Genomic DNA, 18,961 nt, shown 5'->3' with positions numbered 1-18,961 from the left:
AAGAACGTGCGCGCGGCGGGCCGGCGGCGGCGCGTCTACGACAATTCTTCGTCTCTCCAGCCCTTTGCCACGTCCACCCAGCCGCTCGCCCCGGAGAAGCGCTCGAGCTCGTCGAGGGTGAGCTCGATCGCGGAGTTGGAGCTGCCGGCGGCGGGCCAGACCGTATCGAAGCGGCGCAGGGACTCGTCGAGGAAGACCTCCACGCCCGGCTCGACGCCGAAGGGACAGACGCCGCCCACGGCATGGCCGATCAGCTGCTCGGCCTGGTCAGCGGAGAGCATCTTGGGCTTGGTGTGGAACGTCGCCTTGAACGCCTGGTTGTTGACGCGGGCGTCACCGGCGATGAGGATCAGCGTGGGCGTCTCCCCCACCATGAAGCTCAGCGTCTTGGCGATGCGCGCGGGCTCGGTGCCCACCGCTGCCGCCGCGAGCTCCACCGTGGCGCTCGACTCCTCGAACTCCCGAATGCGCCCCTCGGCGCCGAACTGCGCCAGGTGGGCGCAGGCCCTCTCTATCGACATGGCTCCTCCTCCGCGTGAGACAAAGGGGACGGGTTCATTTGTCTCACTTCTGCACGATGCCGCCGCCGAGGCAGCGGAGACCATCGTAGACCACAGCCGACTGGCCGGGCGCCACGCGGCGCACGGGTTCTTCAAAGCGCAACGCGCACCCGTCGAGCTCCGCCTCGCGCAGCTCGCCCGTGTGGCGCGTGCGCACGAGGTAGCGGCCCACCGCAGGTGGCTCGCCGGAGATCCAGCGCATGTCGTCGAGGGCGATCTCGCGGCAGAAGAGCGCGGGGCTGTCGTGGTCGGCCGTCACGTACACCACGTTCTTCTCGACGTCCGTGCCCACGACGTAGCGGGCGGGGCCGCCGCCAAGGTCAAGGCCGCGCCGCTGCCCCACCGTGAAGAGGAACGCCCCGTCGTGGCGGCCGAGCACCCGCCCGGTCTCCCACTCCACCACGTCGCCGGCGCGACGCTCCAGCGAGTCGAGCAGAAACGTCCTGATCCCCACCGGGCCCACGAAGCAGATGCCGTCGGAGTCCGGCTTGTTCTCCACGCCGAGGCCGCGCTCGGCGCACATGCGGCGCACCTCGGCCTTGTCGCGGACCTCGCCCACCGGCAGGAGCGTACGCGCGAGGGCCTCCTCGCCCACGCGCCACAGGAAGTACGTCTGGTCCTTGTGCTCGTCGAGCGCGCGCAGCAGGTGCGTGCGCCCGTCCGCGCAGCGCTCCACGCGGCCGTAGTGGCCCGTGGCCACGAAGTCGGCGCCCTCGGCCAGCGCGCGGTCGAGGAACGTCCCGAACTTCACGGTCTGGTTGCACATGACGTCGGGGTTGGGTGTGTAGCCGTGCGCGTAGGCGTCCACGAGGTAGTCCACGACCGTGGCCTTGTACTCGGCCTCGCAGTCCCAGACCTCCAGGTCGATCCCCAGCGTCACCGCCACGCGCTCCGCGTCCGCCAGCTCGCGTGCCCACGGGCACTTGAAGCCCGGGAGGTCGCGCGACCAGTTGCGCATGTAGACCGCGGTGACGTCATAGCCCTGTTCCACGAGCAGGGCGGCCGCGAGGGCGGAATCCACCCCGCCGGAGAGGCCACAGTACACTTTGGCAACCATACACACCTCCCCTATTTTGGGCCGCCGAGGGCCGATTCTGGGTAGGTGTGCATGGTCCGCCTGTCCATCTCCGCGCACACAGCGTCCGCGATGGCGTCCGCGGCGTAGTCGACGTCCTCCTCGGTGGTGCCGCGGCCCAGCGTGAGGCGCAGACTCCCCTCCGCGAGGTCTCGCGGCATGCCGATGGCCTCGAGCACGTGCGAGACGCGCATGCGGCTCGCGGCGCAGGCCGACCCAGTGCCCACCGAGACGCCCGCGCGCTCGAGCGCGATCACCAGCCGCCTGGCCTCGACGCCGGCAAAGGAGACGTGCAGGAGGCCCGGCAGCCTCCGCTTGGGGTTCTTGGGGCCCGTGACCACCATCGACGGGACGCGGGCGAGAATACCCTCCCGCAGGCGCTCGCGCAGCCCCGCGAGCCGGCGGCTCTCCTCGACGCGTCGCTCGCACGCGAGCTCGAGCGCGCGGGCGAGGCCCACGATGCCCGCCACGTTCTCCGTGCCCGAGCGGACGCCGCCCTCCTGGCCGCCGCCGTAGACGAGCGGGCGCAGCCGCACCTCCTCGGAGGCCCAGAGCACGCCCACCTGCTTGGGGCCGTAGATCTTTGCCGCGGAGAGGGTGAGCAGGTCCACGCCCAGCGTGCTCACGTTCACCGAGAGCGCGCCGGCCGCCTGGGAGGCGTCCGAGTGCAGGAGGATGGGGGTGTCCTCCCCCGCCTCGAGCCGGCGGGCGCGCTCGGCCGCCACCACGCGCGAGATCTCGCGCACGGGCTGCACGCAGCCGATCTCCCCGTTGGCGAGCTCCACGGAGACGAGCTCGGTGTCCGGGCGGATGGCGCGCGCCACCGCCGCCGGGTCCACGAGGCCGTCCTCGCCCACGCGCACCGTGCGCCGGGCGTGGGTCGCGGCGCAGGCGAGCACGCTCTCGTGCTCGATGGCGTCCACCACAACGTGGCCCTCCACCGCCGCGAAGGCGAGGTTGTTGGCCTCGGTCGCGCCGGCGGCGAACGTCAGGCAGTCGGGTCGGGCGCCGATGAGGCGCGCCACGGTGCCACGGGCGCGCTCCACGTCGTCGCGCACCTCGCGGGCGTGCGCGTAGGGCGCCGACGGGTTCCAGAAGCGCTCCGTGAGGTACGGCAGCATCGCCTCGGCGACCTCCGGGTCAACCGGAGTCGCCGCAGCGTAGTCCAGATAGACCTCGCGCTGGGTCACTTGCCCTCGCCTCCCCTGGTCACGGCCCTGCCGCTCTCGTCCAGGACGATGTTGCCGTCCGCGTCCACCAGGTCCCGCTCCCCGCCGATCTTGAGGTTCTCAAAGCGGCTGGAGATGAACTCGTCGTTGTAGTTGGTGTCGACCCACTGCTCGAAGGCGTTGGAGGGCGGCTCGCCCGCGTCGCGCTCCGCCTTGCGGTCAAAGCACGCGAGCGTCATGGCCACGTCGGCCACCAGGTACACCGCCACGAGCGTCACGAAGACCGCCTGGCGCCTCGTGGTGGGCATGCCGATCTGGTAGAGCAGCCGCGGCATGACGACGCGGCACCACACCAGACCCAGCACGCCCCACGCCGCCAGGAAGCGCCACGCGACCCACTGCGTGATGTGGTCGGGCAGGTGCAGGTAGGTCCAGGACTCTGCGTCGAAGAACGTCGACATGGACCACCCGGCCAGCTGCTCGAGCACCCCGCCCACGACCGCGGAGACCAGAAACACCTGCCAGCCGGCGGCGCCATGGGCGCGCAGGTGGAAGCTCATCCACGTGAGCAGCACGGCCCCCAGGCCGTAGAGCGGCGAGAAGGGCCCCCACACCAGTCCCACGCGGCTCTCGGTGAGGCCGGCGCTCACGAGCATCCAGACCTCCTCGATGAGAAGGCCGGCCATCGACCCCAGGAAGAAGATGATGACGGCCTGGTACCAGCCGAGGCTCAGGTGGTCGAGGTACTCGTCGATGGCCTCGCCCGACGCGTGCCAGCGGGCGAAGAGGCGCCCCAGGCCGCGCTTGCGCTCGGCGCGGGCCAGCTCGCGCTCGAGGACGTCCTCCGACTGGTCCAGGGCGATCTCGGCGCGCTCCACGCGCTCCTCGCCCAGACGGTCCCCGCGCGAGAGCCACTCCCAGAAGAAGACGACCACGCGCACGAACCCCTGGATCACGGCAAAGAGAAACGCCACGAAGATGAGGGAGAGGAACATGTGCTCAGCGACTCCTTGGAAGACGGCCCCGACGCCCGACAAGCATAGCAAAAGGGCCGGTCAATGACCGGCCCTCGAGAGTTTCTGGAGCGGGCTACGGGGTTCGAACCCGCGACCTCAACCTTGGCAAGGTTGCGCGCTACCAACTGCGCTAAGCCCGCGACGCAAGGAGTAACTATACGGGAAGACCCGCCCGAGCGCAAGTGAGAATTTGGGTCGCGCTTCGCACGTCCTTCTCGCCCGCCCGCCGCACCCCGCGCGGAATAACACGCAGAATCAAGCACAACCTTCTATATCCGCAGTTGGAAATAATACGCATTGGCGATTCTGCGTGTTATTCGGCCGAGAAGAAAGGGCGCCCCGGAGGGCGCCCGTCAGGTTCTGGAGGCGAAGCCCGGATTCGAACCGGGGGTCAGGGCTTTGCAGGCCCGTGCCTTACCACTTGGCCACTTCGCCGTATGAAAAAGGCCGAGAGGCTCGGCCCGGAGCTGCATGGAGCGGGCTACGGGGTTCGAACCCGCGACCTCAACCTTGGCAAGGTTGCGCGCTACCAACTGCGCTAAGCCCGCAAAAGCAGGAAATACTATACGGGCCGCGCCACGACCGCGCAAGCCTCATTCCGCGAACGGATGAAGAAATCGTGAACCCACAGGCCACGACCTCACCCGTCGGGCGCCTCGTCGCCGCGCACGAGCTTGACGAGCCGCACCACCGTGCCCTCCCCTGCGCTCTTGGACGAGATGGACACGGCGTCGGCGAGCAGGCGCATGAGGCGGATCCCCCGGCCCCGCTCGGCGAAGGGACCCGTCTCGGGAAGCTCCTCGTCATCGGCCACCTCGAAGCCGCAGCCGCAGTCGGAGACCTCCACGACGACGCGGTCGGGATAGGCGGCCACGGTCACCAGCACGCCGCTCGCGCAGGCGTGGTCCACAGCGTTGCCGAGCGCCTCCCCGCAGGCGAGCTTCATGTCAAAGACCTCGTCCGCCGAGAAGGGCAGCGACGCCATCATCTCGCCCACGCGGTCGCGCGCGTCCGCGAGGCCGCCCTCGTCGACGCGAAACGTCATGCGCCACAGCGGCAGGACCGACGGGTCGACGCTCGTCACGCGCGAGCGCGCGGACGTGCGGCGGACCGGCATGAAGTCGAGCACGCGCATGCGGCGCAGGGCCAGGTACACCTGGTCGGAGACGTTCACGAGCGAGAGCAGCCCGCCAAGACCGCGCATGCGACGGAGCTCCGTGAGGATGAGGCCGAGCCCCGCCGAGTCCACGTGGCCCGTGTCCGCCAGGTTGAGCAGGACGCGCCGGCACCCGCCCGACACGAGCCGGTCGATCCGGCGCCGGACGGCGGGGGCCGTCGTGACGTCGAGGTCTCCCTCCACGGGGACGAGCGCTATGTTGACGCTGCTGGACATGTGGTCCTTATTCCCCCGGCGACGCGGGCGTAGACGCCGAGGGCGGCCCTTCTCGGCGGGCGCCGCGAGGCGTCAGTCAAAGCGCAGGGCGACCATCGCCACGTCGTCATCGAGGTTGTTCTCGGTGAAGTCGTCGAGCGCGCCCAGGAGCCTGCCCACGAAGCCCTCGAACGGCCTGCCGTCCGCGCACTCGCGCATGACGGCGTCACGCAGGCCCTCCTCGCCGAAGAAGGCTCCCGAGGGGTCGCGGGCCTCGGTGGTGCCGTCGGTGTAGAGCAGCAGCACGTCGCCGGGCGAGAAGCGCGTCACGCCGTCCTGGTAGGCGATGTCGTGGAACGCTCCCACCACGCCCGACTGGACGTCCAGGATGGAGATCTCGCTGGCGTCGGCGCTCACCATGATCGCGGGCGGGTGACCCGCCGAGCAGTACCTGATCGTGCTGTCCGAGAGGTCGATCAGGCCCACGAAGAGCGTGGCGAAGGTCTCGAGGCGCGAGAAGCCCAGCAGGAACTCGTTGAGGGAGCGGACCATACGCGCCGGCGCGAGCCCCTCCCAGGCATACGCCCCGAGCGCCGTCTTGACGGCGGCCGAGACCGAGGCGGCCTCGACGCCCTTGCCCGAGACGTCGCCCATGATGACGCAGGCGCGCCTCCCGGGGAGGCGGATCAGGTCGTAGAAGTCGCCGCCGACCGACGCCGCGGCCGTGGCGGAGGAGTAGACCGCCTCGGCGGTGATGCCCTCGACGTCCTGGAGCTCGTTTCTCATGCCCGTCTGGAGGGCCTGGGCGATGCGCTTGTCCTGCTCGCGCGCCTCCTCGCCCCGGGCGACGTCGCGGCAGTCCGAGACGAGGTCGTAGAGGAACTCCGTCTCCAGCTCGTCCAGGGGCTCGGCGCCGTCCGGGCGCAGCAGCAGCGCCCGCCTGCGCACGCCGGCGAGCTCCCCGAGGTCGAGCAGGGCGCCCACGCAGGGCTCCCCCAGGTCGCGCAGCATCGAGGAGAGCGGCGAGTCCACGGGCACCGGCGCCACGGCCACGCCGTCGCGGAGATGCGGGGCGGCGAGCTCGTCGAGGTCGACGGGCAGCTCGCTCGGCCCGCTCAGGGGCAGGGTCGCGACCGCGTGACGCTGGTCGCCGCCCTCCCCCACCAGGACCAGCGCCGCCTCGAGCTCGTCGGCCGCCTCGCGCAGGACCGCGTCGATCCGCTCGAGCGAACCCTCCTCGGAGCCCGCCGTCGCGGCGTCGAGCAGCTCCTCGCGCAGCTCGGTCTCGAGCGACGCGAGCCTATCGGCGCGCTGGGAGCGCAGCGCGGTGAAGGCGCTCGCAAGCTGGACGGACAGGTAGTGCGCCACGGAGTCGAGCAGGCGCGCGTCCTCCTTGGGCAGCGGGTGGAGCCGGCGCCACCCGACCTCGATGATCGAGATGACGTGACCGCCAAACCACACGGGGACGACCATGAAGCTCGTGAAGGGCGGCAGCATGGAGCTCCGGACGCGCAGGATCTCGCGCGTCTCCTCGCTCACGACCTCGCGCATGGTGAGGCGCCCCTGGCGCAGCGACTCCGCGCTCGGCGAGACGACCCTGAGGCGCACGGTGCGTCCGTCGCGCACCGCAAAGCGCTCGAGGCTGCGCCCGAAGGGCATGAAGCGCGCCATGCGCTCGCCCAGAAGCGAGCTCGAGACGCCGCGCAGGCGGAAGCCGTCCGCCTCGGAGAGGTAGACCAGGGTGCCGTCGGCCTCCATGGTCTCGGTGATCTCCTCGAGCACGCGCCCGAAGAGCGCCTGGAGGTCGTCGGCGTCGATCGTGTCCAGGACGATGTTCAACGTGCCCGAGAGGCGGTGGTTGGCACGGCGCAGGTCCTCGATCGTGCGCTCCGCCTCGCGGTCGGAGAGCTCGTCCGCACCCGTGGGGAGCGCCAGCAGCAGGTATGTCTCGCCCGGCGCGCGGACGGTGTCGCAGCGCACCCGCACCTCCAGGGGCCGCCCCGACGCCGCGGTGCACGTCGTCCTGGCCGCCGTCCCGTCCACGGGGAAGGGCAGCGCCTCGGGCGAGAAGGGCCCGAGCTCCCCGTCGCCGCCCGACGGGAAGAGGAGCCGGACGTCGGTGCCCACGAGGCTGTCCGGGACGGAGAAGAGCCGGGACGCCTCCTCGTTGACGAGCAGGACGCGGCCGCTGCCGTCAAAGACGAGGACGGCCTCGCAGCTGAGCTGCAGCAGCTTGGAGAGCGTGCCGACGACGCTTCCCTCGCCGATGCCCTCCACGCGCCTGCTGAGCCCGCGCTGCGCCATGTCCGTCCCCTCCCCGCGGTTCTTCTCGGCTAGCGTACCACGGTCGCGTGCGGGGTCACGTCGTCGAGGTCGCTTCTAGGAACTCCCGGGCTTGTCATGGCGCGTTCTAGGATTCGCCGCCCTTGTCTTGGGACGTTCCGGGAAACCCCGGGCTTGTCCCGCGCCCGTCTAGCAATCAGGGACCTTGGCGAGAAGAACTCTAGGAATCCGCGACCTTGTCCGCCACACGGTCCTTCTCGCCTGACAAGGACTGCGATTCCTAGAACGCCTCGGGACAAGGGCGGGGAATCCTAGACGACCGCTCTGCATACGAAAACGGACCCCTCTCGGGGTCCGTCTGCTTTCGTGGTGTCGGAGGCGGGACTTGAACCCGCACGACCTTTTAGTCAGTCACTAGCACCTCAAGCTAGCGCGTCTGCCAATTCCGCCACTCCGACTTGTCACTGCGCTTTCGCGCAAGGAGTAGTATGCACCACTCCCCCATCCGGCGCAAGCCCCAATTTGAAAAATGGCGTCCCCGTGCAAGGACGGGGACGCCAGGCTTCACAGAGCCGAGAAGAACCTCGTGGCTAGAGCTCGATCGAGGTCTCCTTGATCGGGTTCACGGCCGCGCAGTGGCACGCGCAGAAGTGGCCGGGGCACACCTCGCGCAGCTCGGGCTTCGTCTCGGAGCACTGCTTCTGCGCGATCGGGCAGCGCGTGTGGAAGCGGCAGCCGCTCGGCGGGTCGATCGGCGAGGGCGGGTCGCCCGGAAGGATGATGCGCTTGCGGGAGTGCTGGACGTCCGGGTCGGGCACCGGCACAGCCGAGAGCAGCGACTGAGTGTAGGGGTGGTGCGGCTCGTCGTAGAGCGTCTTCCAGTCGGAGTACTCCATGAGGTTGCCGAGGTACATGACGGCGACGCGGTCGGAGATGTGCTGCACGACGGAGAGGTCGTGGGCGATGAAGAGGTACGCGGTGCCAAACTCCGCCTGAAGGTCCTTCAGCAGGTTCAGGACCTGCGCCTGAATGGAGACGTCGAGCGCGGAGACCGGCTCGTCGCAGATGATGAGCTTGGGACGCAGGGCGAAGGCGCGCGCGATGCCGACACGCTGGCGCTGGCCGCCGGAGAACTCGTGCGGGTAGCGGTTGATGTGCTCGGGGTTGAGGCCCACGATGTCGAGCAGGTGACGCACGTGGTCCATGCGCTCGGCCTTGTCGGTCATCTCGCCGTGGATCACGAGGGGCTCGGAGACGATCTCGCCGATGGTCATGCGCGGGTTCAGGCTGGCGTAGGGATCCTGGAAGATGTACTGCATGTCGTGGCGCATCTTCTTGAGGTCCTTGCCCTTGAGCTGGGAGACGTCCTGGCCGTCAAAGATGACGGTGCCGCTCGTGGGCTCGATGAGGCGCATGATGCAGCGGCCGGTCGTGGACTTGCCGCAGCCGGACTCGCCGACGAGACCAAACGTCTCGCCGGGGTAGATGTCGAAGCTGATGTCGTCGACGGCGTGGACGTAGCGCTTGGCCCCGCGGCCAAAGACGCCGGACTCCACGGGGAAGCGCTTGCAGAGGTGCTCGACGTGAAGCAGGGGCTCACGGTTCTCCATCAGGCCTCGCCTCCTTCCTCGGCGTTCGCGGGCGCGGCGCTGCGAGAGTTGGCGGGCGCGTTCTTTGCGACGAACGCGGCGTCGCCGGAGAAGTGGCAGCGCGAGTAGTGACCGGTCTCGGTGACGTAAAGCTCGGGCATCTCCGTGCGGCAGCGATCCGTCGCGTACGGGCAGCGCGGCGAGAACGGGCAGCCGGCGGGGAGATTGACGAGCGAGGGAGGGTTGCCCTCGATCGGGGTGAGGGACTCCTTCTCGTCGCCCGCAGGCTTGGGGATGGAGCGGATGAGGCCCCAGGTGTAGGGGTGCACCGGGTTGTAGAAGATCTCCTCGGCGGTGCCAAACTCCACCGGGTGACCGGCGTACATGACCATGATCTTGTCGGCCACGTCGGCGACGACGCCCAGGTCGTGCGTGATCATCACGATGGCGTTGCCGTTCTTCTTCTGCATCTCCTGCATGAGCTCGATGATCTGGGCCTGGATGGTGACGTCCAGGGCTGTGGTGGGCTCGTCGGCGATGAGGATGTCGGGGTCGCAGGCCAGCGCCATGGCGATCATGACGCGCTGACGCATGCCGCCCGAGAACTGGTGCGGATAGTCCTTGACGCGCTGCTCGGGGTTGGGGATGCCCACCATGTCGAGAAGCTCGACGGCTCGCTGGAGCGCTTGCTCCTTGGAGTAGCCACGGTGGAGGCGCAGGCCCTCGCCGAGCTGACGGCCAATCGTGTAGACCGGGTTCAACGACGTCATGGGGTCCTGGAAGATCATGGCGATGTCGTTGCCGCGGATGTGCTGCATCTGCTCCTCGGTCATCTCGAGCAGAGAGTGACCGCGATAGCGGATGTCACCGCCCTCGATCTTTCCCGGGGGCATGTCGATGAGGCCCATGATCGTCATATGGGTGACCGACTTGCCGGAGCCGGACTCACCCACGACGCCGAGGGTCTCGCCGCGGTCGAGCGTGTAGCTCACGCCGTCGACAGCCTTGACCACGCCGTCCTGGGTGTGGAAGTACATCTTGAGGTCATCGACCTCGAGCAGGTGTGAGCCCTCGGGGACCGGCTGGTTCTTGAGGTCGTCCGCCGGGTCCAGGGCGCGCTTCTTCTTTCCGAACAGTCCCATTATGCGTCCTTCATCTTGACGTCGAGTGCGTCGCGCAGACCGTCACCAAGCAGGGTGAAGGCAAGCACGGTGGTGAGGATGGCGAGGCCCGGCAGAATCATGAGCCACGGCTCGGTCTGCAGGAACTTCTGGCCGTCCTGAATCATGATGCCCCACGACGGGGTGGGCGGCGTGACGCCCATGCCGAGGAACGACAGGGCGCTCTCGGTGAGGATGGCGCCGCCGATGTTCATCGTGGCGTAGACCACGATGGAAGCGACCGAGTTGGGGAAGATGTGGCGCGCGATGATTCGAAGGTCGGAGGCGCCCATGGCGCGGGCCGCGTCGACGTAGTCGTTCTCCTTGACCGAGAGGATCGCCGAACGAAACACGCGCGCGATCGACGGCCATCCCAGGATGCCGATGGCGATGAACACGTTCTGGATTCCCTGTCCGATGACCGCAAGCATCACGATGACGAACAGCGTGTACGGAATGGCGAGGAACATGTCTGCCAGACGCATGATTATCGTGTCCCATATGCCGCCGTAGTAGGCGGCGATGCCGCCCATCACCAGTCCGATGGCCGTGGAGATGAGTGTAGCGACGACGCCGACGGCCAGCGAGATGCGCGCGCCGTAGATAACGCGGACGAGCTGGTCGCGACCAGTCGCGTCGGTGCCGAAGGGGTGTTCGAGCGAGGGCGGGAGCTTGGAGTTTGCCGCGACCGTCGCCGAGTCGATCTCGGTGGGCGAGCCCAGCAGCTGGGGCGCCCAGAGGTCGGCCGTCACCGCGACCACGATGACGAAGATGATCCAGGCGGCGCCGATGAGGGCGAGCTTGTTCTTGCGCAGGCGGTTCCAGGCGTCGCTCCAGAGGGTACGCGAGGGCTTGGAGGCCTCGACCTGCTCGGAGTCAGCCTCGACCACCTCGGCCTGCTGATCGAGCTTGGTGTTCTTGTCTGTCATGTCTCTTCTCCCCTATTCCTTGTCCTTGGGCGCGCCAAAGCGGATGCGCGGGTCAAGGAAGGCATAGCTGATGTCGACGAGCAGGTTGATGATCATGACCACGACCACGATCACGGTGACGCCGCCGAGCACGATGGGCCAGTCGCGCTGCGTGACCGCTCGATAGATCTCATACCCCACGCCCGGCCAGTTGAAGACCGTCTCGGTGAGGATGGCGCCGGCGAGCATGGCGCCAAAGTCGATGCCGATGTAGGTCACGACCGGGATGAGGGCGTTCTTGAGCGCGTGGTGCACGATGACGTCTCGACGGGAGAGGCCCTTGGCCTTCGCCGTGCGGATGTAGTCCTGGTTCATGACCTCGAGCAGCTGGGAGCGCATGATGCGCGCGGTGTAGGCGGTGGAGACCGACGCGAGCGTGATAGCGGGCAGGATGTAGTAGACCCACGCCTGGAACTCGGCGTGGCTTCCGCCTGCTCCGGAGATGGGGAGATAGAACGCCTCGCCGGTCACGTTGCGGAGGAACACGCCAAAGAAGAGCTGGAGCAGCATGCCGAGCCAGAAGGCGGGCATGGCGACGAGAATCGAGGTGAGAAGTGTCACCAGGACGTCCCAGAACGAGTATTTCTTTATTGCGGAGATCATGCCGGCGCCGATGCCGACCACCGCCTCGAGGCAGATGGCGACGATGGCAAGGCGCACGGTATAAGGATATTTCGAAGCCAGGATGTCCGACACCTGCATGTTGCGGGTGTAGGAGGTCCCCAGGTCACCCTGGAGCAGATCACTCATGTAGACGAGGTACTGCTTCCAGATGGGGGTGGGGATGGTGTCGCCGTTCTCATCGTAAAGGGGGCGTCCGTCCTCGTCCGTCTCGATGAGTCCGTTCGCGATACGAATCTGAAGCTCGGTCTCAGGCGTGACCTGCTTGCCACCGGTGATGATCTTCACGGGATCACCGGGGACGATGGCCTTCATGGCGAACAGGATGATCGTCACGCCGATGAAGACTGGAATGAACTGCAGGACGCGCTTGAGTATGTACTTTGCCATACGTACAACTCCTGTCATGTGGACGGATCTTCCCTCGTCGGGGCGAGGGACCTAAGCGACGGGACATCGTATGATGTCCCGTCGCCGTGGTGCAACTCTTGGTGAGCTTGGGCCAGGGCCCGAGCGGGAAGGCTCTACTCCTCCACCAGCTCGCAGGTGCTCAGGTCAGCAAGCTTCTGGGCGTCCATGTAGAGGCCGTCAACGCGGTCGGAGCAGACCAGCTGGTGCTTGTAGACGAACAGCGGGATGACCGGCATGTCAGCAGCGACGAGCTTGTCGACCTCCTGGAACTTGGCGATGCGCTCGGCGTCGTCGAGCATGGCGCGGGCCTCGAGCATGCCGGCGTCAACGTCGGCGTTGGAGTACTTGCCGTAGTTGTTGTCGCCACCGGTCACGAACAGCGGGTACATGAAGTTGTCGTAGATCGGGTAGTCGGCGATCCAGCCGAGGCGGCCGACCTGGAAGTCGCCGTTGGGATAGGCGTTGGTGATGATGGAGGCCCACTCGCCCGTGGTGGACGTGGTCTGGATGCCCACGGCGTTCCAGTCGGCCATGACCATCTCCATGACGGTCTTGTGGTCGCCGTCGAGGTTGTAGGTCAGGTCGATGGTGATGCCGCGGTTGCCGTCGGCGTCCGCCGGGTACTTGGCGTCGAGGATCTCCTTGGCGGCCTCGACGTCATAGTGGGAGTCGGCCCACATGTTCTCGGTGTAGCCCGGGACGCCGTTGGGGACGATGCCGCTGGCGGGCTCGCGGGTGCCCTCGAAGACCGTCTCGCAGATGGCCTCGCGGTTGATGGCGAGGGACAGGGCGCGACGCAGGTCGAGGTCCTGAAGCACGGGGTCCTCGAGGTTCAGGAGCAGGTAGTAGATGGAGAGCTCGTCGCCCGTGAGGACCTGGTGGCCCGGCGTGGCGGTGTAGCCGTCCTCGGACTCGCCGTACTGCTCGATGGCGTCGGAGAGCTGGTTGGTGGGAACCTGGGCCACGTCGAGGTTGCCGGCCTGGAACTCGCGGTAGGCGGTCTCGACGTCCTTCTGGATGTTAAAGTGGATGCCGGCGATCTTGGCGGGCTCGCCGTAGGAGTAGTCGTCAAAGCGGACGAGGTTAATCTCCTGGCCGTCCTCCCACTTGCCGTCCATCATGAAGGGGCCGTTGCCCACGGGCGCGTAGAAGAAGGTGTCGAAGTCCTCGAGCGCGCAGTCGGGCACCGGAGAGAGGCCGGGGTGCATGCACACGTAGGGGAAGTCGGCGTAGGACTGGATGAGCTTGACGACGAGGGTCTTGTCGTCGGGGCAGGTGACGCCCGTGAGCTCCTCGGCCTCGCCGCTGGAGAGCTCGGAGTAGCCCTCGATCATGGCGAGGTGGTAGCCGATGGCGGACGGCTTGTCCGGCGAGGTGTTGGGGTTGCAGATGCGCTCCCAGCCCTGCTTGAAGGACTTGGAGGTCACGTCGGTGCCGTCGTGGAACTTGCCTTCCTTGAGGTGGAAGGTGAACTCGGAGGCGTCGTCGTTGGCCTCCCAGGTCTCGGCGGCAAGACCCACGAGCTCGTTGGCGTCGAAGTCGAAAGTGGTGAGGGCATCAAAGAGCTGATAGCCCACCATCATGCCCTGATCCTCCTCGAGGTCATAGGGATCGATGGCGACGGGGTTGTTGATGTAGTAGCTGAGGATTCCGCCCTCGGCGCCCTCGGAGCCACCGGCAGCCGCATCGTTCTTGCACGCGGCAAGAGCGGCGAGCGCGCTCGCGGCGAGGCCACCCTTGACGAAGGTGCGGCGAGTGACACCGCCCATCTTCTGCTGAGCCATACTAATTTCCTCCTCCTGTTGTCGAGGCGGACAACTTCTTTGCCCCGTCCCTCGGTCCATGCCAGAGGTATGTACCACCCCTAGCTTGACAGCAGCTTACTTTACCCGAAAAAAGCGACTCTCGTCTCACCCGACACGAGCCGGAAACGTTTAGGCCCCCAGATGCCGGGGAGACGGCGTCCGGGGGCGCAATCGCTTGGGGTCTGTGGCCCTCCCCTAGCCCAGCGTGCCGGTGGGGAACGTGAGCGCCATGACGACGACGCAGAGGACGAACACCGTGGCGGTGATCACCGTGAGGCGGTTGAGGTTCTTCTCGAGCACGCCCGAGCCGGTGCCGGAGTTGTAGAGCGAGGACGCGATCATCTCGGAGACGCCGGTCCCCTTGCCGGAGTGCATGAGCACCAGGATCACGGTGAGCGCACCGGAGAGGAACAGCAGGATGGTGAGGATGACGTTGAGCGGGTTCACAGAGGCTCCTTCAGGACAGATGCATAGCGATTGACGATGGTACCACACTGTCGGGACCGCCGTCCGAGGAAGCGAACTCGTACACTCGACGTGCATCGCTGCGACATGGTTCTTCTCGACCTGCGGCTTCTCATCCTTTCAGGTACCCAATGTATGAGTTTCACGCGTTGGGCGAGAAGGACCGCGACAAAAAGGGGCCCGAGCCGAAGCCCGGGCCCCAAGGTAGCCGCTGTCGGGACGACCTTACGCCATGGCGCTCTTGACCATGGCCGCGAAGCTGTCAGCCTTGAGGGAGGCACCGCCGACGAGCGCGCCGTCGACGTCCTCCTTCTCGAGGAAGCCGGCGATGTTCTCTGGCTTGGCGGAGCCGCCGTAGAGGATGCGGATGCCCTGGGCAGTCTCCTCGCCGAAGACCTCGACGAGGGTCGCGCGGATGGCGCCGCAGACCTCCTGGGCGTCGTCGGCCGTGGCGGTCTTGCCGGTGCCGATGGCCCAGATGGGCTCGTAGGCGATCACGTACTTGGAGGGATCGGTGATCGTGAGGCCCTCGGTGTCCTTCTTGATCTGGTCGACGACGAACTCGACGTGCTTGCCGGCCTCGCGGACCTCGAGGGACTCGCCGCAGCAGGAGATGGGCACGATGCTGTGAGCCATGAGGGCCTTGGCCTTCTTGTTCACGTCCTCGTCCGTCTCGCCGAAGTAGTCGCGGCGCTCGGAGTGGCCGATGATGCAGTGGGTGGCGCCCACGGCCTCGAGCATGTCAGGAGCGGTCTCGCCGGTGTAGGCGCCGGATTCCTCCCAGTAGACGTTCTGCGCGCCGAGCGCGAACGAGGCGCTCGTCTGCTCGATGACCTCGGAGACGCCCTTGAGGTCGACGGCGGGCGGGCAGACGACGACGTCGACGTCGCCGGTGCCGTCCTTGAGCTCGTCGGCAAGGCCCTGGGCGAGGACGACGCCCTCGCTGTAGGTCTTGTTCATCTTCCAGTTGCCAGCGATCATCCTCTTACGCATCGAGAAGCGCCTCCACTCCGGGAAGGGCCTTGCCCTCGACGAGCTCCATGGAGGCGCCACCGCCGGTGGAGATCCAGCTCATCTTGTCGGCCAGGCCAAACTTGTTGATGGCCGCGACGGAGTCGCCGCCGCCGATGATCGAGGTGCAGTCGGAGTCCGCGATGGCGCGGGCGACGGCCTCGGTGCCGTGGGCGAAGTTGTCGAACTCGAAGACGCCCATCGGGCCGTTCCAGAAGACGGTCTTGGCGGCCTTGACGGCGTCGGCGTAGAGCTTCTCGGTCTCGGGGCCGATGTCCATGCCCTCGCGGTCGTCGGGGATGGCGTCGGAGGCGACGACCTCGGGCACGGCGTCCTCGCCGAAGTGGTCGGCGACGCGGTTGTCAATCGGGAGGAGGATCTTGACGCCCTTCTCCTCGGCCTTCTTCAGCATCTCACCGGCGCGCTCGACCCAGTCCTCCTCCTTGAGGGACATGCCGACGGACATGCCCTGGGCGAGGAAGAAGGTGTAGGCCATGCCGCCGCCGATAATGAGGGTGTCGGCGGAGTCGATCAGGTGATCGAGGACGCCGATCTTGGAGGACACCTTGGAGCCGCCGACGATGGCGACGAAGGGACGCTCGGGCTCGGCGAAGATCGACGTCAGGGTGTCGACCTCCTTCTCGAGCAGGAAGCCGGCGTAGGCGGGGAGATACGCGGCGGGGCCGACCACGGAGCCCTGGGCGCGGTGCGCGGTGCCAAAGGCGTCGAGCACGAAGATGTCGCCGTAGGAGGCGAGGATCTTGGCGATCTCGGGGTCGTTCTTCTTCTCGCGCTTGTCGAAGCGGACGTTCTCGAGGACGAGGATCTCACCATCCTGGAGGGCGTCGACGGCGGCCTTGGCCTTCTCGCCGTAGGTGTCGTCGACGAACTTCACGTCATAGCCGGTAATCTCGGCGAGCTTGTCGGCGGCCGGCTTGAGGGAGAACTGGGGCTCGGGGCCGTCGCCCTTGGGGCGGCCGAGGTGGCTCATGAGGATAATCTTGGCGCCCTTGTCCTTGAGGTACTCGATGGTGGGGATGGCGGCGCGGACGCGGGTGTCGTCGGTGACGACGCCGTCCTTCAGGGGGACGTTGAAGTCGACGCGCATGAGGACGCGCTTGCCCGCGACGTCGGCGTCGCGGACGGTCTTCTTGGTGAAGGCCATGGTTAGCTCCTTTGACGGGTTCCTACGAAAAGGGGGTGCGGCCGCGGCCCTGTGAGCTGCGACCGCACCCCTGCGAAGCTGATGCGAAGCGAGTGACTACGCGACGAACTTCTCGAAGTACTTGATGGTGCGGACCATCTGAGAGGTGTAGGAGTTCTCGTTGTCGTACCAAGAGGTGACCTGGACGAGGCTCTGGCCGTTGCCGAGGTCCTGGACCATGGTCTGGGTGGCGTCGAAGATCGAGCCGTGGGTCTCGCCGATGATGTCGGAGGAGACGATGTCGTCCTCGTTGTAGGCGAAGGTCTCGGGGATGGTCTCGGCGTAGGCCTTCATGGCAGCGTTGACCTCGTCGACGGTGACCTTCTTGTCAACGACGCAGTAGAGGTTGGTGATGGAGCCGGTGGGCGTCGGGACGCGCTGGGCGGCACCGATCAGCTTGCCGTTGAGCTCCGGGAGGACCAGGCCGATGGCCTTGGCGGCACCCGTGGAGTTGGGGACGATGTTCTGCGCGCAGGCGCGGGAACGACGCTTGTTGCCCTTGCGCTGCGGGCCGTCGAGCGGCATCTGGTCGCCGGTGTAGGCGTGGATGGTGGTCATGATGCCGGAGACGATGGGGGCGAAGTCGTTCAGGCCCTTGGCCATCGGGGCGAGGCAGTTGGTGGTGCAGGAGGCCGCGGAGATGATGTTGTCATCGGCGGTCAGCTGCTCGTGGTTGACGTTGTAGACGATCGTGGGGAGGTCGTTGCCCGCGGGAGCGGAGATGACGACCTTCTTGGCACCGGCGTCGATGTGAGCCTGGGCCTTGGCCTTGGAGGTGTAGAAGCCGGTGCACTCGAGGACGACGTCAACGCCGAGCTCGCCCCAGGGGAGCTTGGAGGCGTCGGCCTCCTTGTAGATGGTGATCTTCTTGCCGTCGACGGTGATGGAGTCCTCGCCGGCCTCGACCTTGTGGTCGCGGGCGTAGTTGCCCTGCGTGGTGTCGTACTTCAGGAGGTACGCGAGCATGTCGGGGGAGGTGAGGTCGTTGATGGCGACGATCTCGGAGCCCTCGTGACCGAACATCTGACGGAAAGCCAGACGGCCGATGCGACCAAAGCCGTTGATAGCAACCTTTACTGCCATGCTTTCTCCTTTCACGGGGCCGACGGGGCTCCTCCCCGGCGGACCTAAGCAGACATTGGGCTTCTCGCCCTTGCCACCCGATAGTGTACCCCACGCGCGGCGAGGCGTATCCCTAAAACTGAAGGGTGGGGCAATTTAGGCCGTGGGCGCTCAGATTTGACCCGCCGACGTGGGATTGTTCCCGCAGGGCGGGACGAGAAGAACGTCAGGGCCGCTCGTCCTTCTCGGCGTTGCCCTCGGCTTCCTCCACGATGGCCTGGAGGCGCAGGACACGGTGGTACATGGCCGACTTGGACGCGGGCGGGTCGAGCATCTCGCCGAGCGCGGCGAGGGAGAGCTCCGGGTTTGCGCGGCGCACGCGACAGAACTCGCGTAGCGCGGGCGGCAGCGCCGAGAGGCCCGGGGCATGCTCGGCGCGCTCGATCAGCTCGAGCTGCTCGACCGCCGCACCGGTCGAGCGGGCCTGGTTGGCCATCTCGGCGTTCACGCGGCGGTTGACGTCGTTCTTGACGGACTTCTTCGCGCGGGCCACGTCCACGAAGCGCGCCGTCCTGAGCGCGCCCATCCCGCGCAGGAGCGTGCTCACGTCGTCGTAGCTCTTCAGGTAGATGGCGAAGGCCCCGCGGCGGCGGTTGAGGCGCGCGGAGGCGCCGAGCGCGCCGACGAGGGTCACGAGGTCGGAGGCGTAGTCCTCCCCCGTCACGGCGATCTCCAGGTGGAACTCCCCGCGCGGGTCGGCGATGAAGCCGCCCGCCATGAACGCGCCGCGCACGTAGGCGGAGCGCGCCGCCGCGGTTGCGACGAGCGCCGCGGGCACGCCGGAGGCGAGCCCGCGCCCCGGCGCGAGGATGCCCATGCGGACGAGGTCGCGGTCGAGCCCCTCCTGCTCGGGGATCTCTATCAGGTAGTTGCGCGTCTTGTGCAGCACGGAGCGCCGCACGGTGAGCGAGGTCTGGAGGTCGAAGAGCTTATGCGTGAGCTTGATCACGGTGCGCGCCACGGCGCCCGTCTCCGTTGCCACGCGGATGGAGTAGCGCCCCGACCCGTGGAAGGAGAGCGTGCCGCAGATGCGCACGAGCGCGGAGAGCTGCGCGAGCTCGGCCACGGGCGAGGGGGCCTCCACGCGAGAGAGCTCGTCTTTTACCTCAGCGGTGAACGACATGGCGCCC

Annotated in this window: 16 protein-coding genes and 4 tRNA genes; all 20 read right to left on the bottom strand. The window is 67.3% G+C overall.

All coding sequences use genetic code 11. The features are described from left to right. Window positions 1-35 precede the first annotated feature (35 nt). Window positions 36-521 carry a YbaK/EbsC family protein gene (locus B5F73_RS00330; protein WP_087224737.1) on the bottom strand — a complete coding sequence of 162 codons (486 nt, stop codon included), beginning with the start codon at window positions 519-521 and terminating at the stop codon, window positions 36-38. 43 nt (window positions 522-564) lie between these two features. Next, window positions 565-1,617, bottom strand: coding sequence for a tRNA 2-thiouridine(34) synthase MnmA (gene mnmA / locus B5F73_RS00325; RefSeq protein ID WP_087224734.1), 1,053 nt, complete (start codon window positions 1,615-1,617; stop codon window positions 565-567). An 11-nt stretch (window positions 1,618-1,628) separates the two neighbouring features. Continuing rightward, window positions 1,629-2,825 carry a cysteine desulfurase family protein gene (locus tag B5F73_RS00320; protein ID WP_087224731.1) on the bottom strand — a complete coding sequence of 399 codons (1,197 nt, stop codon included), beginning with the start codon at window positions 2,823-2,825 and terminating at the stop codon, window positions 1,629-1,631. After that, window positions 2,822-3,799: a putative ABC transporter permease gene (locus tag B5F73_RS00315; RefSeq protein WP_087224728.1), complete on the bottom strand. Its 978-nt coding sequence runs from the start codon at window positions 3,797-3,799 to the stop codon at window positions 2,822-2,824. The genes B5F73_RS00320 and B5F73_RS00315 overlap by 4 nt, the downstream gene beginning before the upstream one ends. Window positions 3,800-3,884: 85 nt before the next feature. Then, window positions 3,885-3,960 (bottom strand) — tRNA-Gly (locus B5F73_RS00310). 221 nt (window positions 3,961-4,181) lie between these two features. After that, a tRNA-Cys gene (locus B5F73_RS00305) sits at window positions 4,182-4,255 on the bottom strand. A 37-nt stretch (window positions 4,256-4,292) separates the two neighbouring features. Then, window positions 4,293-4,368 (bottom strand) — tRNA-Gly (locus B5F73_RS00300). Window positions 4,369-4,460: 92 nt separating this feature from the next. Continuing rightward, on the bottom strand, window positions 4,461-5,213 hold the full coding sequence (locus tag B5F73_RS00295; RefSeq protein WP_087224725.1) for an anti-sigma factor antagonist: 753 nt from the start codon (window positions 5,211-5,213) through the stop codon (window positions 4,461-4,463). A gap of 72 nt (window positions 5,214-5,285) precedes the next feature. Beyond that, on the bottom strand, window positions 5,286-7,496 hold the full coding sequence (locus B5F73_RS00290; protein ID WP_087224722.1) for a GAF domain-containing SpoIIE family protein phosphatase: 2,211 nt from the start codon (window positions 7,494-7,496) through the stop codon (window positions 5,286-5,288). A 346-nt stretch (window positions 7,497-7,842) separates the two neighbouring features. Then, window positions 7,843-7,933, bottom strand: a tRNA-Leu gene (locus tag B5F73_RS00285). A 132-nt stretch (window positions 7,934-8,065) separates the two neighbouring features. Then, entirely contained in the window at window positions 8,066-9,085 is a 1,020-nt protein-coding gene (locus B5F73_RS00280) for a dipeptide ABC transporter ATP-binding protein (RefSeq protein ID WP_204206223.1), read from the bottom strand. After that, the gene (locus B5F73_RS00275) at window positions 9,085-10,206 is read right to left on the bottom strand and encodes an ABC transporter ATP-binding protein (protein ID WP_087224716.1); all 1,122 of its coding nucleotides are present in this window, start codon (window positions 10,204-10,206) and stop codon (window positions 9,085-9,087) included. The genes B5F73_RS00280 and B5F73_RS00275 overlap by 1 nt, the downstream gene beginning before the upstream one ends. Continuing rightward, entirely contained in the window at window positions 10,206-11,153 is a 948-nt protein-coding gene (locus B5F73_RS00270) for an ABC transporter permease (RefSeq protein WP_087224714.1), read from the bottom strand. The genes B5F73_RS00275 and B5F73_RS00270 overlap by 1 nt, the downstream gene beginning before the upstream one ends. A 12-nt stretch (window positions 11,154-11,165) precedes the next feature. Next, a complete protein-coding gene (locus B5F73_RS00265) occupies window positions 11,166-12,203 on the bottom strand; it encodes an ABC transporter permease (protein ID WP_087224711.1) in 1,038 nt (345 codons plus the stop codon). A gap of 134 nt (window positions 12,204-12,337) precedes the next feature. After that, window positions 12,338-14,008 carry an ABC transporter substrate-binding protein gene (locus tag B5F73_RS00260; protein WP_087224709.1) on the bottom strand — a complete coding sequence of 557 codons (1,671 nt, stop codon included), beginning with the start codon at window positions 14,006-14,008 and terminating at the stop codon, window positions 12,338-12,340. A gap of 216 nt (window positions 14,009-14,224) precedes the next feature. Then, on the bottom strand, window positions 14,225-14,476 hold the full coding sequence (secG, locus tag B5F73_RS00255) for a preprotein translocase subunit SecG (RefSeq protein WP_087224707.1): 252 nt from the start codon (window positions 14,474-14,476) through the stop codon (window positions 14,225-14,227). 243 nt (window positions 14,477-14,719) lie between these two features. After that, window positions 14,720-15,487 (bottom strand): triose-phosphate isomerase, encoded by a 768-nt coding sequence (gene tpiA, locus B5F73_RS00250; protein ID WP_087224704.1) that lies wholly within the window; start codon window positions 15,485-15,487, stop codon window positions 14,720-14,722. After that, window positions 15,480-16,670: a phosphoglycerate kinase gene (locus tag B5F73_RS00245; RefSeq protein WP_087224701.1), complete on the bottom strand. Its 1,191-nt coding sequence runs from the start codon at window positions 16,668-16,670 to the stop codon at window positions 15,480-15,482. Before B5F73_RS00245 ends, tpiA begins: the two co-directional genes overlap by 8 nt. A 96-nt stretch (window positions 16,671-16,766) precedes the next feature. Beyond that, entirely contained in the window at window positions 16,767-17,792 is a 1,026-nt protein-coding gene (gene gap, locus B5F73_RS00240; RefSeq protein WP_072369772.1) for a type I glyceraldehyde-3-phosphate dehydrogenase, read from the bottom strand. A gap of 205 nt (window positions 17,793-17,997) precedes the next feature. After that, window positions 17,998-18,954, bottom strand: a complete 957-nt coding sequence (gene whiA, locus B5F73_RS00235) for a DNA-binding protein WhiA (RefSeq protein ID WP_087224698.1) — start codon at window positions 18,952-18,954, stop codon at window positions 17,998-18,000. Window positions 18,955-18,961 lie beyond the last annotated feature (7 nt).

Source organism: Olsenella sp. An270 (assembly GCF_002159735.1).
In the GTDB taxonomy this organism is placed as follows: domain Bacteria; phylum Actinomycetota; class Coriobacteriia; order Coriobacteriales; family Atopobiaceae; genus Thermophilibacter.
This window is presented reverse-complemented; position numbering and strand designations above follow the sequence as displayed.

Coding starts and splice junctions, on each gene's coding strand:
- gap (WP_072369772.1), bottom strand. CDS start 17,792: ATGGCAGTAAAGGTTGCTATCAACGGCTTTGGTCGCATCGGCCGTCTG.
- mnmA (WP_087224734.1), bottom strand. CDS start 1,617: ATGGTTGCCAAAGTGTACTGTGGCCTCTCCGGCGGGGTGGATTCCGCC.
- B5F73_RS00260 (WP_087224709.1), bottom strand. CDS start 14,008: ATGGCTCAGCAGAAGATGGGCGGTGTCACTCGCCGCACCTTCGTCAAG.
- B5F73_RS00265 (WP_087224711.1), bottom strand. CDS start 12,203: ATGGCAAAGTACATACTCAAGCGCGTCCTGCAGTTCATTCCAGTCTTC.
- tpiA (WP_087224704.1), bottom strand. CDS start 15,487: ATGCGTAAGAGGATGATCGCTGGCAACTGGAAGATGAACAAGACCTAC.
- B5F73_RS00245 (WP_087224701.1), bottom strand. CDS start 16,670: ATGGCCTTCACCAAGAAGACCGTCCGCGACGCCGACGTCGCGGGCAAG.
- B5F73_RS00270 (WP_087224714.1), bottom strand. CDS start 11,153: ATGACAGACAAGAACACCAAGCTCGATCAGCAGGCCGAGGTGGTCGAG.
- B5F73_RS00330 (WP_087224737.1), bottom strand. CDS start 521: ATGTCGATAGAGAGGGCCTGCGCCCACCTGGCGCAGTTCGGCGCCGAG.
- whiA (WP_087224698.1), bottom strand. CDS start 18,954: ATGTCGTTCACCGCTGAGGTAAAAGACGAGCTCTCTCGCGTGGAGGCC.
- B5F73_RS00275 (WP_087224716.1), bottom strand. CDS start 10,206: ATGGGACTGTTCGGAAAGAAGAAGCGCGCCCTGGACCCGGCGGACGAC.
- B5F73_RS00290 (WP_087224722.1), bottom strand. CDS start 7,496: ATGGCGCAGCGCGGGCTCAGCAGGCGCGTGGAGGGCATCGGCGAGGGA.
- B5F73_RS00315 (WP_087224728.1), bottom strand. CDS start 3,799: ATGTTCCTCTCCCTCATCTTCGTGGCGTTTCTCTTTGCCGTGATCCAG.
- B5F73_RS00295 (WP_087224725.1), bottom strand. CDS start 5,213: ATGTCCAGCAGCGTCAACATAGCGCTCGTCCCCGTGGAGGGAGACCTC.
- B5F73_RS00280 (WP_204206223.1), bottom strand. CDS start 9,085: ATGGAGAACCGTGAGCCCCTGCTTCACGTCGAGCACCTCTGCAAGCGC.